Raw genomic sequence first — 13,990 nt, 5'->3', positions numbered from 1 at the left:
CCCTGGATACCCCACTCGTTGTTCCGGCAGGTGGGGTGACGGTTGCCCTTGGCTCGTCGTTCCTGTGAAAACAGGAACCCAGCGCCCCGGTTCGCCAGCACGGCGAGGGCGCTGCATCGGCTTCAGCGTAGGAGATTCCCTCGCGACAACCCACCGCACCGCGCTGGGTTCCAGCTTTCGCTGGAACGACGGTAGGTGGGGACTTCTACCGTGCGTTAGCCTTAGCGTTTCAGCTGGGCCGCTTCGCGGGCCAGGGTTTCGATGGAAGCGTAGTCACCTGCGGCCAGCTTGTCGGCCGGGGTGAGCCACGAGCCGCCCACGCATACCACGTTCGGCAGCGACAGGAACTCGTGCGCATTGGCGAGGCTGACGCCGCCGGTGGGACAGAAGCGGATCTGCGGCAGCGGGGAAGCCCAGGCACCTATCAGCTTCGGGCCACCGGCCGGCACGGCCGGGAAGAACTTCTGGAAACGGTAACCGCGCTCCAGCAACTCCATCGCCTCGCTGGCCGACGCGGCGCCCGGCAGCAGCGGCAGCTCGGAGTCGTCCGCCGCATTGAGCAGCCTCGGGCTGCTGCCCGGTGACACCGCGAACTTCGCGCCAGCCTTGAAAGCCGCCTCCAGATCCTTCGCCGTGAGCACCGTACCCACGCCGACAAACGCACCTTCCACCTCAGCCGCAATCGCACGCACGGCATCCAGCGCGGCCGGCGTACGCAGGGTCACCTCGATGGCTGGCACGCCACCGGCGACCAGCGCACGCGCCATGCCGACGGCCTTCGATGCGTCCTCGATGATCACCACGGGTACCACCGGCGCGAGCCGCAGCGTGGATTCGACCTGTTGTTGCTTCGCTTCGTTGCTCATCTCTACTCCGGTGGTTCAGAAGACGCCCGCACCGAGGTCGGCCGTGACGGACGACTGGCGGAACATGGCAAAGAGTTCGCGGCCCATGCCCACATGGTGGGCGGACAGGTCGATGTTGTCGGGAATGCGCGCATTCCACTCGTCGGCGGGCACCAGCACTTCGATGCTTCCCGTCACGGCATCCAGGCGCACGATGTCACCTGTGCGGATACGCGCGATGGGACCACCGGCTTCTGCCTCGGGGGTGACGTGGATGGCAGCGGGAACACGGCCCGACGCGCCGGACATACGGCCGTCGGTCAGCAGCGCCACGCGATGACCACGATCCTGCAAGAGGCTCAACGTCGGCGTGAGCTTGTGCAGTTCGGGCATGCCACGCGCACGCGGCCCCTGGAAACGCAGCACTGCCACGAAATCACGGTTCAGCTCGCCACGGTCGAAAGCAGCCTTCACGTCATCCTGCTCGTCGAAGACGATGGCAGGAGCTTCGACGACCATGCGGTCTTCGGGCACCGACGATACCTTGATCACGCCACGGCCGACGTTGCCCTTGAGCATGCGCAGGCCACCGTCATGACGGAACGGCTCGGCGATGGCACGAAGCACGCCGCGATTGCCGCTTTCCTTCGACACCGGCGTCCACGTGAGCTTGCCGTCCACCAAGGACGGCTGCTGGCGGTACGCGTCGAGGCCGTGACCCATGATCGTGTTCACATCGCCATGCAACAGACCGGCATCGAGCAGCTGATCCATCAGGAAGGCCATGCCGCCAGCCTCGTGGAAGTGGTTCACGTCCGCGTAGCCATTGGGATACACGCGCGCCAGCAGCGGCACCACCGCCGAAAGCGCATCGAAGTCATCCCAGCGCAGCTCGACACCCGCCGCGCGGGCGATGGCGACCAGATGCAGCAGGTGGTTCGTGGAACCACCCGTGGCATGCAGGCCGACCACGCCGTTCACGATGGCACGCTCGTCGATGATTCGGCCCAGCGGAAGGTAATGCTCGCCAAGGCAGTCCGAGGCAAGCACGCGATCGATAGCTGCTGCGGTAAGTGCATCGCGCAGCGGCGTATCCGGTGCCTCGAAGCTTGCACCCGGCACGTGCACGCCCATGATCTCCATCAGCATCTGGTTGGAGTTGGCCGTCCCATAGAAGGTGCAGGTGCCCGAACCATGGTACGAACGGGCTTCGGCTTCGAGCAGTTCGGCACGCGATGCCTTGCCTGCCGCGAAGGCCTGGCGCACCTTCGACTTCTCTTCGTTGGGAATGCCCGAGGGCATCGGTCCCGACGGAATGAAGGCGCTGGCGAAATGGCCGAACGACAACGCGCCGATCAGCATGCCCGGCACGATCTTGTCGCAGATACCGAGGTAAACGGCACTTTCGTACATGTCGTGCGAGAGTGACACGGCCGTGGCCATGGCGATCAGGTCGCGCGAGAACAGCGACAGATCCATGCCCGGACGGCCCTGGGTCACGCCGTCGCACATGGCCGGCACGCCACCGGCCACCTGGGCCGTGGCACCACGTTCGCGCGCCAGGCCGCGGATCAGCTCCGGGTAGCGCTCGTACGGCTGGTGCGCCGAAAGCATGTCGTTATAGGCGGTGACGATCGCGATGTTCGCGGCATGGCCGTTGCGCAGCGCGTTCTTGTCCTGCTCGCCGCAGGCGGCGAAGCCGTGTGCGAGGTTGCCGCAGGACAGATGATGCCGCTTCGCGCCCTTCCCGCGTGCGGCTTCGATTTTCGCGAGGTAGGCGGCACGCGACGCATGGCTGCGTTCGACAATGCGCTGGGTCACCTCGGCGAGGACAGGATGGATGGTCATGGCATGTTCCTGAAGGCTTTGACCGTGCCGCGCGCTCCATCATGGCGCGCGGGAGTGGCGGAAAGCCGCCGACTCCCCATCGGCGGCAGGAAAGGCGTCTTACGGCGCCCAGTAAACGTCGAGCGGAACGCGGTCCTGCGTGAGCACGGAACGGATCGGGAAATCCTCCCCGGCCTCGGCCTTGGCGAGCACGTCCTTCTTGTCGGCACCTTCGATGTGCAGATACAGCGTGCGGGTGTCGAGCACCTTCGGCAGCGTGAGCGTGATGCGCGGCTCGCCGGCACCGCCGGCGCGCATCGACAGCACGGTCTTCGTGCCGCGCGGATCGATGGCTTCGGCGAGGTGATCGCCACCCGGGAAGAACGAGGCGGTGTGACCATCCGGGCCCATGCCCAGGATCACGGCGTCGAACGGCAGGCCCAGCGCATCGATGCGCGCGCCGACACCGGCGAGCGCGGCATCCACGTCGTCCTTGTGGGCTGCATCGAACAGCGGGAGGAACTGAGCCGTATGCGCTTCATGGTGTAGCAGGTGATCGGCGACCAGCTTCGCGTTGGAGCGATCGCTGTCGGTATCCACCCAGCGCTCGTCCACCAGCGTCACGGTGACCTTCGACCAGTCGATCTCCTGCTCGGCCAGCACGGCGAACATCATCTTCGGCGTGCCGCCGCCGGAGACGGCGAGGGTGGCCTTGCCGCGCGCCTTGATGGCGGCGTCGAGTTTCGCGGCGACATCGCGTGCGAGCGTGTCGGCGAGGGTCAGCTTGTCGGCGAATTCATGGCGGTTGATCTTGGCGTTCATGCGGCATCCTCGGCCCAGGTGCGGCCATCACGTTCGATGAGCGCCACGGCGGCGCTCGGACCCCAGGTGCCTGCGGTATACGGCTTGGGCGTGTCGCCCGCGGCCTCCCACGCGTCGAGGATCGGGCCCGCCCAGTTCCATGCCGCCTCGACTTCGTCGCGACGCATGAAAAGAGTGGGATTACCGCGCACGACATCGAGAATGAGGCGCTCGTAGGCATCGGGCTGCTGCACACCGAACGCCGCCGCGAAGCTCATGTCGAGCGGCACGTGACGCAGACGCAGCCCACCCGAACCCGGGTGCTTGATTGTCAGCCACAGCTTCACGCCTTCGTCCGGCTGCAGGCGCAGCGTGAGACGGTTGGGCAGGAGCGGGCCGCTGGTCGGGTCGAAGATGGAATGCGGCAACGCACGGAACGTCACCACGATCTCCGAGACCCGATTGGGAAGGCGTTTGCCGGTGCGCAGATAGAACGGCACACCGGCCCAGCGCCAGTTACCGATCTCCGCCTTGAGGGCGACGAAGGTTTCGGTTCTGGACTGGTCGCTGCCGAGCTCGTCGAGGTAGCCCGGAACGCCCTGACCTTCCGCTGCACCGGCGCGGTACTGGCCGCGCACGGTGAGCTGGGCTGCGTTGCTGGCGTCGATGGGACGCAGCGAACGCAGCACCTTGAGTTTCTCGTCGCGCACGGCGTCGGGTGCGAGCGACGAAGGCGGCTCCATGGCAAGCATGCACAGGAGCTGCAGAATGTGGTTCTGGACCATGTCGCGCAGGGCGCCGGCACGATCGTAGTAACCGGCGCGATGACCCACGCCGACGGTTTCGGCCACGGTGATCTGCACGTGGTCGATGTGCTGGGCATTCCACAGCGGTTCGAACAGGGCGTTGCCGAAGCGCAGCGCCAGCAGGTTCTGTACCGTTTCCTTGCCCAGGTAATGATCGATGCGATACGTCTGCGATTCGCTGAAGACTTCGGCCACCGCGTCGTTGATCGCGTTGGCGCTGTCGAGGTCGCGGCCGATGGGCTTTTCCAGCACCACGCGCGAACGCTCGCCATTGAGGCCCAGGGAGCCCAGGCGCTGGCAGATGTCGGTGAAGATCTCGGGCGAGGTCGACAGGTAGAACACGCGGATGTGGTCTGCCTGCTGCGCCATCAGGGCAGCGAAGTCATCCCAGCCCTCGGCCTTGCGGGCATCGAGCGCGCGATAGCTCACCAGCTGGATGAAGGCATCCAGCTGCGACGCCACCACGTGGGTCACGTTCTTCTCGACCGCTGCGCGGACCTGTTCCCGGTAGCCGGCGTCGTCCAGGCCTTCGCGGGCCACGCCGATGATGCGGCTGCCGCCCTGGATCTGGCCGTCCACGAAGCGGTGGTACAGCGCGGGCAGGAGCTTGCGCACGGCGAGGTCGCCGGTGCCGCCGAAGATGACCAGATCGAAGGGTTCGATCACGGGGAGGGGAGCGCTCACGACAGTCGCCTCATGGGATTCGGATTGAGATGCCTCCGGATCGTACCAGTGACATACCAGGACGTACCAGCCCCGTACCACTTCGCGAATCCTTACGGGCGCTTTGACGGCCCGATTACAGTCTGAAAACGTTTTCCTTGTAATTTAAATCGTGCAAACAAGCGTTCAATCCGGCCGGTGGTATGCGCGCAAGCCCAAGTGCTTGCCGCACTGGTCGCTGATTGGTATCTTCGCTGGATGGAAAGCGCCCTCGTCGCCGAATACCAACGCCTGCAGCACGACCCGGCCGCCCGGCAGCCGCTGGCGTACATGCGCCTGCGCCGGGCCATCCGCAACGTCATCGAGAATGGCGAGGTGCAGGTGGGTCATGCGCTGCCCAGCGAACGCGACCTGGCCAGGGCCCTCACCCTGTCCCGGGTCACCGTTCGCAAGGCCATCGGCGGCCTGGTGGAAGACGGCCTGCTCACCCAGCGGCACGGGGCGGGCACCTTTGTTTCCGAGCGCATCGTCAAGCCGCTTTCCCGCCTCACCAGCTTCACCGACGACCTGCGCGCCCGCGGCCTCAACCCGCGTTCGGAGTTCTTCGAAAAGGCCATCGGCGAAGTCACGCCGGAAGAGGCCATGGCAATGAACCTCTCGCCCGGTACGCAGGTGGTACGCCTGCATCGCCTGCGCTATGCGGGCGATGAACCGCTCGCTATCGAGCGCAGTGCCGTGCCGCACGACCTGCTGCCCGATCCGCACCTGGTCGAGGATTCCCTCTACGAGGCCCTCGACAAGCTCGGCAACCGACCGCTGCGCGCCCTGCAACGCCTGCGCGCCGTGGTGCTGGGCCCCGCACAGACCCGCCTGCTTCGCCTTTCACCCGGCAGCGCCGGGCTGAACATCGAGCGACGCAGCTTCCTCGACGATGGTCGCATCGTCGAATTCACCTGTTCCTGGTATCGCGGCGACATCTACGACTTCGTCGCGGAACTGCAAAGCGACTGAGAGCCCACTACCCATGACGATCAAGCCGCAAGACACCCTGATGTACAGCGAAGCGCACGAGACCGCCGAGGTCGTCGAGCGACAGCTCGCTCAGAACGAGGCGGTGGTTTCCGCACTCGCCGAGCGCCTGCGCGCCAACCCGCCACGCATGATCATCACCTGTGCCCGCGGCAGCTCCGACCACGCGGCGATGTATGCCAAGTACGTGTTCGAGACCCAGCTGGGTGTGGTCACTGCATCGGCCTCGCCATCGGTGACGTCGATCTATCACGCCGACCAGCACCTCGATGGCTCGCTGTACGTTGCCGTGTCGCAGTCGGGCAAGAGCCCGGACCTGGTCCGCAACGCCGAAGCCGCCAAGCGTGCCGGTGCCTATGTGGTGGCGCTGGTCAACGTGGTGGACTCGCCGCTGGCGGAAGTCGCCGACGTTGTCATTCCGCTGCATGCGGGCCCGGAAAAGAGTGTGGCCGCCACCAAGAGCTATCTCGGTGCGCTGTTCGCGATCCTGCACATCGCCGCCCGCTGGAGCGGCAAGAAGGACATCGCCGACGCACTCACCGCACTGCCGGCACAGCTGCGCGCCAACTGGGACGCCGACTGGTCGTCGCTTACCGATGGCCTGGTCACCGCGCACAACCTCTTCGTGGTAGGCCGTGGCTTCGGCTTCGCCGCCGCGCTGGAAGCCGCACTCAAGTTCAAGGAAACCTCGGGCATCCACGCGGAGGCATTCAGCGCTGCCGAAGTGAAGCATGGCCCGATGGCGATCGTCGGCCCGGGCTTCCCCGTGCTGTTCTTCACCCAGAACGACGACACGCTGCCCAGCGTGCTTGATGTGGCCGCCGAGTTCCGCAAGCGCGGCTCGCGCGTGTGGGTGGCGGCGCCGGGCGTCGAAGGCGAGGACATCTTGCCGCTGGTCAGCAGCGCACCGATTGCCGCGCCTCTGATCGCCGTGCAGAGCTTCTACCGCGCCACCGCGGCGCTGGCCTTGAAGCGCGGCTTCAATCCGGATGTGCCGCCGCACCTCAACAAGGTGACCGAGACCGTCTGACCACGCTTCGCCGTCATTTACGCACTGGACCCATCGAAGGAATCTCCCCATGACTCTCGCCCTCGTCAACGGACGCGTACTCACCGACAACGGATTCCAGAGCGGCTTCGCCGTGCTGGTGGATGACGGCACGATCACCGGGCTGGCCCTGCCTTCCGATCCGCGCGTGCGTGCGGCCGAGAAGCATGACCTGGGTGGCCGTACGCTGCTGCCGGGTTTCATCGATTGCCAGGTGAACGGCGGCGGTGGCGTGTTGTTCAATGACGAGCCGACGGTAGATGCGATCCGCCGCATCGGCGAGGCGCATGCGAAGTTCGGCACCACGGGTTTCCTGCCCACGCTGATCAGCGACGACGCCGAGGTGATGGCCAGGGCCATCAATGCGGTGAACGCGGCGGTGGAGCAGGGCGTGCCTGGCGTGCTGGGCATTCACCTGGAAGGCCCGTTCATCGCGCCGGAACGCAAGGGCGTGCACGACCCGAAGAAGTTCCGCATCGCCAATGCCGACGATATCGCGATGGTCGCGCGCCGCCACGGCGGCGTGACCTTGCTCACCCTTGCACCGGAACGTGCCGATGATGCGGTGCTTCGCCAACTGGTAGAAAACGGCGTGATCGTCTGTGCAGGCCACACGGCAGCCGACTACGACACCACCGTGAAGGCGCTGAAGCTGGGCGTGCGCGGCTTCACCCACCTGTTCAACGCCATGACGCCGTTCACCAGCCGCGAGCCGGGCGTGGTCGGTGCGGCGCTCGACGACGAAGGCAGCTGGTGTGGCCTCATTGCCGACGGCCACCATGTACATCCGGCATCGCTGCGCGTCGCGATCAAGGCAAAGGCGCGCGCGAAGATGATCCTGGTCACGGACGCCATGCCGCCGGTTGGCTCTGACGATCCGAACTTCGTATTGAAGGGCGAGACGATCACCGCACGCGATGGCGTCTGCCAGACCGCGGACGGCACACTGGCCGGCTCCGCACTCGACATGGCCACGGCCGTGCGCAACACCGTCGAAATGGTGGGCGTCTCGCACGACGAAGCCGCACGCATGGCAGCCACGTACCCGGCCGCCTTCCTGGGCCTGGATCGCACACACGGCCACATCGCCGCCGGCTACCGCGCCGACTTCGTCGTCGCCGATGAAGACTTCAGCGTGGCCGAGACCTGGATCGGCGGCAAGAAGGTCTACAGCAAGGCATGAGCAACGAACGCGACGTCCTGCTGTTCTCCTACGGCACCCTGCAACTCGACACGGTGCAGCTGAAATCATTCGGCCGCCTGCTCGACGGCGCCGACGACGCCATCCCCGGCTACCACAGCACCATGGTGGAAATCACGGATCCGGACGTACTTCGCACCAGCGGCGAACGCTTCCATCCCATCGTGAGCCACACGGGCAACCCGACCGACGAAGTCGCCGGCAAGGTCTTCCGCATCACCGCCGACGAACTCGCGGCAGCCGATCGCTACGAAGTCTCCGACTACAAGCGTGTCTCGGTACGCCTGAAGTCCGGCCACGAAGCCTGGGTCTACATCCAGGCCTGACCCCCAGCACTCTGTCCCTGTAGGAGCGCGCCTCGCGCGCGACCAGTTGGAACGGTGTCGCTCCGTAGTAAAGCAGGCCGTGTGGTGCGTCGCTCTGTAGCAAGGGCTCGCCTTACGGCCTCGCACTCGGCGCCTGTGGCGTGGCCGCTCAGAGGCGACGGGGGCGGCCCTTGTCGCTCCGGCCTGCGGTGTCCCTCGGGAAAGGAGGAGCCGCTGCGCGGCTCAGTGTCTTATGGCTTACGCCCCTTCGGGCACGGGTAGCAGGCGGGGTTTTTCGACTCGGCTCCTGCCTCGGCGAAAAAGGCCGGCCTTCCTGGCCGGCCCCCTTCGGGCCTTTTCCGCCCGCTCCCCTCACCTCCATCAAGTCGCGCCAAGGGCCGCCCCCGCCGCCTCTGCCGATCTCACGGTGATCTTGTAGGAGCGCGCCTGCGCGCGACCGGTTGTCGCGAAAACCATCATCGTTTCGATGCATCCGGTCGCGCGCAAGGCGCGCTCCTACAGGGATACGGTGTCGTCGGGTGCATCGCTTCCTACCGCGACATCCCCCAAAGCCAGACCGCCCCCAACGACGCGCCCACTAACCCCGCACTCGCCGCTTCAAACACCATCCCCGGCCACACCTCCCGCGGCAGCAAACATCCATGCGCCGCCATATCCCCCACGGCAAACGACCCGGCGATAAACGCCACAAACGACAACACCGAAAACATCCGCGCCCCCGTCGCCAGCGAACACCTCTGGCCATAACTGCTCATGTAGACAAGCAGGTTCACCACCAGCAACACCAGCGCGACACCCACCTCCCACAGCCCCACGATCATTTCGCCCCTCCCAGCGCACGCACCTCGTCCCACATGCGTCTGACGTTCGCCTGCTTGGTGCATTGCAGGCCCATGCGATACAGCACATTGACGCCCGACATCGCCCGGGCCACGCACCGCTGATTCGGCAATTCGGTTTCGACCATGTATTCCGTAAGGACGGACTGCATCGCCTCGGCATACGCCTGCCATGCGGTCGCGTCATTCATCAGCGTATCCATACTGGTCTCGGTATTGAGGCTAAAGCTCCCCTCGCCGAGGACGCCATCGTCTTTCGGATCACTCATGGTTTGGTTTTCCCTGGTACGCCGCTTCCGAGCGGGGCACGCCAAGGGCCGTGCCCCTCATCGACTCGGGCGACGAGATCTCACGATTCCCGCACTTTGTCCGGTTTTCTCACAGGCAGGGCGCTACGCGCCGGGTAGGACGGCAGAGCCAGAAACGGTGAGAAATCAGGACGAACGCGGGCGTTAGCCGCGTCCTGACGAGCGTTTAGGACGTCCCTGGACCGTCCGGGACAGACGGTGGGTGTGAGAATGCCTTAAGATTTGGCACAGCCATATCAACTCCTAACTCAGTTGGTTTGGTCAGCGGGCGGAGGTGTTAGCGCACCTCCGTTCCGCGTCTTTCTCGATACGTCGAGCGATGGTTGTCTGCCGAGCCGTCAACGAACAAGCAGACAACGCGCACACCGTACCAAATTGCGCATGCGTTTGGGTATGGAAATATTCTCAAAAATCGCCCCCGTCGTTCCTGCGCACGCAGGAACCCAGCGCCTCGGTTTGCCAGCAAACACGATGACGTTGCATCGGCTTTGGCGCCAGTCGTTTCGATATCCATCCAGCGCCACACAATCCCTGTAGGAGCGTGCTTGCGCGCGACCCGTGGAATCGAAACGATGATGGTGTTCGCGATAACCGGTCGCGCGCAGGCGCGCTCCTACAAGATCACCGTGAGATCGGCAGAGGCGGCGGGGGCGGCCCTTGGCGCGACTTGATGAAGGTGAGGGGAGTGGGCGGAAAAGGCCCGAAGGGGGCCGGCCAGGAAGGCCGGCCTTTTTCGCCGAGGCAGGAGCCGAGTCGAAAAACCCCGCCCGCTCCCCGTGCCCGAAGGGGCGCAAGCCATAAGACACTGAGCCGCGAAGCGGCTCCTCCTTTCCCGAGGGACACCGCAGGCCGGCGCGCCAAGGGCCGCCCCCGTCGCCTCTGCAACGCCACGTTCCAGCGCCGATGCGAGGCCGGAAGGCGAGCCCACCCTACGGAGCGAAGCACCACATGGGCTGCTTTACTACGGAGCGCAACATTCCAACCGGTCGCGCGCGAGGCGCGCTCCTACAGGGCAGAAAAAGGGCCGGCGTGTCCGCGCCGGCCAGTTCTGGGGATTCGCGGGGCATCCGGATACGTTGCCCGGACGCCCTTTGGTGGCGTCAGAAGTCGTAGCGGACGCCGAAGCGGAAGTAGCGTGGGTTCTGGAAGGCGATGGGGCGCTGGTAGTCCTGGCTTACGACCGGTATGCCGTCGCGGATGGTGCCGGTTTCGCCGACGTCGATCTGTGCGACGGGGCGCTGGCTGCCGACCACGTTGAAGACTGCGGCGGTGAAGGCAAGCGGCTGTTTTTCACCTGCCCATACCGGACGGTATTCCGCATTGAGGTCGAGGTTCCAGGTGTACGGCAGGCGGCCCTTCGATCCGCGGGGTGATGGCTTGAGGCCGCATTCGAAGTACGACGCACCGTAGTCGATGGCATCTACCGGGTCTACGCCGATGCAGTTCTTCGGACGCCCCGTGGCGACCGACAGGTTGGCGCCGAAGAGCCATTCCGGGGTGGCCTGGAAGTAACCGTAGGCCTTCAGCTGGTGCGTGCGGTCGTTCGGCAGCGGGCCGTTGGTGTACTGCATGATTTCCGGGGCATCCCAATCCTGCGTCACCGACGGATCGAGCTGGCCGATATCCGATTTCAGCTGGCCTTCGGAGTTGCCGTAGCTGCGCGAGAACGTGTAATCGACGCGACCGAACCAGCCATCCGCGAAGTGATGTTCAAGGTACAGGTCCAGCGAGTAGTAGCTGCGCTTGAGGTCGGGGAAGGGCACGTTGCCCGGCGGCGGCGAGGTGAAGTCGGCCTTGCTCAGCTTGAACGGCACGAGGTTGCCGCCGCCCACGTCGACGAGGAAGGTATTCGACTTGCCCGGGTTGAACAGATAGCAGCCGGGAATCGATGCGTTGCTGAGGTCGATGCCGTTGCGTGCCGCGTAGGTTTCGAACGGGCGCGAATCGCAGAAGTCATCGATAGAGCTTTTCAGCTTGCGATACGTGGCCTTGGCACCGTAGCTCCAGTCGGCATTGATGGCCTTGTCGAAGCCGAGGATGTACTCGTCCTGGTAATAGGCCTTGATGCCCTGGGCGCCAACGGTTTTTGGATTCGGCACCGTGCCGTCTTCACCGTTGAGGTAGCGGCGCGAGCCTAGCAGCTGCGCTCCGGTAGGTTCGCCGTTGGGGCCTACGCCCGTATACGAGTAGTACTCGCTGTAATACGTGGATGCCGAGGCGGCACGAATGGCCACGTTGGACGGAATCGCCAGATGGTAACGACCGGCGTTGCCATAGATCTTGAACGTGGAGTCGCCAAACACGTCCCAGGTAAGGCCCAGTCGCGGGGCGAGCTGGTGACGCTGCTTCACGTACACATCGCCATTGCCGTTGATGTTCTTGAACTGCTCGTTGCGCAGGCCGATGTAAGCCATCCAGCGGTCGTTGACCTGCCAGCGGTCTTCGATGAACTGGGCTTCCTGTTCCGTCTTCACCGACGCACCGGTCTGGAACAGGCGCTTTTCGACGAAGTACTGGGCGCCGGGTGGCGGCACGATGTCCGGACGATTGGGCACCGCGCCGGCATCCTTGTAGACCCAGCGGTAGCCGCCTTCGTACACGTTGCCCGAATAGGATTCGAGCGTCTGGTTGTCGATACCGGCGCGCAGGTCGTGGTCGCCGATGTGGTATTCGACATCGAGGCGATAGCCGTGCGTCTTGTCCTTCGCGCCCTGGCCCAGCACCGTGTTGTTTACCAGGCCGCAGCCGGTGATGGGCACGTTGACCGTGCGCTGGTCGGTGATCCAGGGGCAGTTGGGATTGTCGGCGTAGCGGAGGTTACGCACGTGGCGCGTGTTGGAACGGCCATAGAGCGCATTCACCGTGAGGTCGTCGGTGATGTAGCCGGTGTACTTGCCGATGTAGACGTCGCCACCCGGCGCTGAACCCGGACCCGCGTCGAAGTTCTTGAGGTTATCGGTGCCGATGTAGTTGGCACGGCTGCCCGTGGCGTAGTCGTAGCGATAGACGCTGCGCTCGGTGTTGGTCTTGTCGCCGATGCCGGTCAGTTCGAGGATGTGGCTGTCGGTGATGTTCCAGTCGATCTTGGCCATCCACTTGGTGGCCTTCTGCTCCTGGTTGGTTTTCTGCGGCGCGATGATGGGGCTGATGTTCTTGCTGTTGGAACGGGTGAAGTCACCCGCCGCGAAGAAGAACAGCTTGTCCTTGATGAGCGGGCCACTGATGTAACCGGTGTACTGCGTGTCGTTGCTCTTGTTTTCCGAGCGCTCCTGATAGAGCACGCCATTCTTGCGATAGATGCTGCGCGGGCTCTGGCGCAGGCCCGAGGGCTGCCAGTACATGCCAACGCCGCCCTTCCACTCATTGCCACCGCGCTTGGTCACGATGTTGATCACGCCACCGGTAGAGCGGCCGTATTCGGCGCCGTAACCGCCGGTGAATATCTGCTGCTGGTCGATGGCGTCAAAGGGCAGGCTGGTGAAGCCCAGGCCGGTGAGCGCGTTGGTGACCGCATAGCCGTTGATGTAGTACTGGTTTTCCGAGGCCGACGAACCACCGAACGAAGCGACGTTGCCGTAGCGGCTGTCGCCGGAGATCACACCAGGAGCGAGCAGGGCGGCGGCGGTGACGTCGCGCGCCAGCGGCAGCTTCTGCAACTGCTGCGAGGTGAGCACGGTGCGCGAGTCGACGGATGACACGTCGATGGACGGCAGCACGTTGCCGGTGACCTGCACGCCTTCGAGGTTCTGTGCCGAGCCTGCCGATGCGGCAGCCCCTGCAAAAGAGACGTCTACACCGGTACCCAGGGCGACCTGGACGTCGTCGCGGCTTTCCACCACCTGGCCGCTGCGCTCCAGCGTGATCTTGTAGCGGCCGACGGGAAGCGAAGACACGCGATAGCGGCCTTCGGAATCCACCGAGGTGTCGCGGGCAAAGCCCGTATCGAGGTTTTGCAGGCGCACGACGGCGCCTTCGGGCTGGGCCACGCGGCCGAAGATGACGCCCGATGCGTTGGACTGGGCGAGGGTGGTTCCGCTTACGAGGCAGAGGGCGAGGGCAGTGCAGAGCGACGAACGTCGCGGCAGGATGCCGCGAAACAAGGAACGCTTCATTTGTGGTCTCCCCGGAATGAACAACAAGGCGACGGCCGCAGCGCGACCGCCAAGCAAGTGCACATCTGATGACCACCACGCCCGGCTGGTACCCCCCACCCGGGCGCCCGCCCGTGCGCAAGTAGTTGCGCTTCGGTGGGCATCTCAACCGGTGTAGCCGCAATTGCTTGCGACTGTCAAGCGAT

General features: G+C 64.9%; 11 protein-coding genes. 4 read left to right on the top strand and 7 right to left on the bottom strand.

Features of this window, described 5'->3' with window-relative positions; all coding sequences use genetic code 11:
• Positions 1–221: 221 nt before the first annotated feature.
• From eda to zwf, 4 genes are all read right to left on the bottom strand, one after another.
• On the bottom strand, positions 222–866 hold the full coding sequence (gene eda / locus KR767_RS07405; RefSeq protein ID WP_250878653.1) for a bifunctional 4-hydroxy-2-oxoglutarate aldolase/2-dehydro-3-deoxy-phosphogluconate aldolase: 645 nt from the start codon (positions 864–866) through the stop codon (positions 222–224).
• Between the two features lie 15 nt (positions 867–881).
• Entirely contained in the window at positions 882–2,693 is a 1,812-nt protein-coding gene (gene edd / locus KR767_RS07400) for a phosphogluconate dehydratase (RefSeq protein ID WP_250878652.1), read from the bottom strand.
• Between the two features lie 99 nt (positions 2,694–2,792).
• Entirely contained in the window at positions 2,793–3,494 is a 702-nt protein-coding gene (pgl, locus tag KR767_RS07395; RefSeq protein WP_250878651.1) for a 6-phosphogluconolactonase, read from the bottom strand.
• The gene (zwf, locus tag KR767_RS07390) at positions 3,491–4,963 is read right to left on the bottom strand and encodes a glucose-6-phosphate dehydrogenase (RefSeq protein WP_166945882.1); all 1,473 of its coding nucleotides are present in this window, start codon (positions 4,961–4,963) and stop codon (positions 3,491–3,493) included. The genes pgl and zwf overlap by 4 nt, the downstream gene beginning before the upstream one ends.
• Positions 4,964–5,200: 237 nt before the next feature.
• On the opposite strand from zwf, the gene KR767_RS07385 reads away from it, so the two are divergent.
• The 4 genes from KR767_RS07385 to KR767_RS07370 are packed head-to-tail and all read left to right on the top strand — an operon-like array spanning position 5,201 to position 8,546.
• Complete coding sequence (locus KR767_RS07385; protein WP_166945880.1) at positions 5,201–5,953, top strand: GntR family transcriptional regulator; 753 nt, start codon at positions 5,201–5,203, stop codon at positions 5,951–5,953.
• 13 nt (positions 5,954–5,966) lie between these two features.
• On the top strand, positions 5,967–7,001 hold the full coding sequence (locus KR767_RS07380; protein WP_166945878.1) for an SIS domain-containing protein: 1,035 nt from the start codon (positions 5,967–5,969) through the stop codon (positions 6,999–7,001).
• 49 nt (positions 7,002–7,050) lie between these two features.
• Complete coding sequence (nagA, locus tag KR767_RS07375; RefSeq protein ID WP_250878650.1) at positions 7,051–8,202, top strand: N-acetylglucosamine-6-phosphate deacetylase; 1,152 nt, start codon at positions 7,051–7,053, stop codon at positions 8,200–8,202.
• A complete protein-coding gene (locus KR767_RS07370; RefSeq protein WP_250878649.1) occupies positions 8,199–8,546 on the top strand; it encodes a gamma-glutamylcyclotransferase family protein in 348 nt (115 codons plus the stop codon). Before nagA ends, KR767_RS07370 begins: the two co-directional genes overlap by 4 nt.
• A gap of 530 nt (positions 8,547–9,076) precedes the next feature.
• Here the strand turns inward: KR767_RS07370 and KR767_RS07365 are convergent.
• From KR767_RS07365 to KR767_RS07355, 3 genes are all read right to left on the bottom strand, one after another.
• A complete protein-coding gene (locus tag KR767_RS07365) occupies positions 9,077–9,367 on the bottom strand; it encodes a hypothetical protein (protein ID WP_166945872.1) in 291 nt (96 codons plus the stop codon).
• A complete protein-coding gene (locus KR767_RS07360) occupies positions 9,364–9,654 on the bottom strand; it encodes a hypothetical protein (RefSeq protein ID WP_250878648.1) in 291 nt (96 codons plus the stop codon). The genes KR767_RS07365 and KR767_RS07360 overlap by 4 nt, the downstream gene beginning before the upstream one ends.
• A 1,139-nt stretch (positions 9,655–10,793) precedes the next feature.
• Positions 10,794–13,805: a TonB-dependent receptor gene (locus tag KR767_RS07355; protein ID WP_250878647.1), complete on the bottom strand. Its 3,012-nt coding sequence runs from the start codon at positions 13,803–13,805 to the stop codon at positions 10,794–10,796.
• Positions 13,806–13,990 lie beyond the last annotated feature (185 nt).

This window comes from Luteibacter anthropi, from assembly GCF_023699965.1.
Classification (GTDB): domain Bacteria; phylum Pseudomonadota; class Gammaproteobacteria; order Xanthomonadales; family Rhodanobacteraceae; genus Luteibacter; species Luteibacter anthropi.
This window is presented reverse-complemented; position numbering and strand designations above follow the sequence as displayed.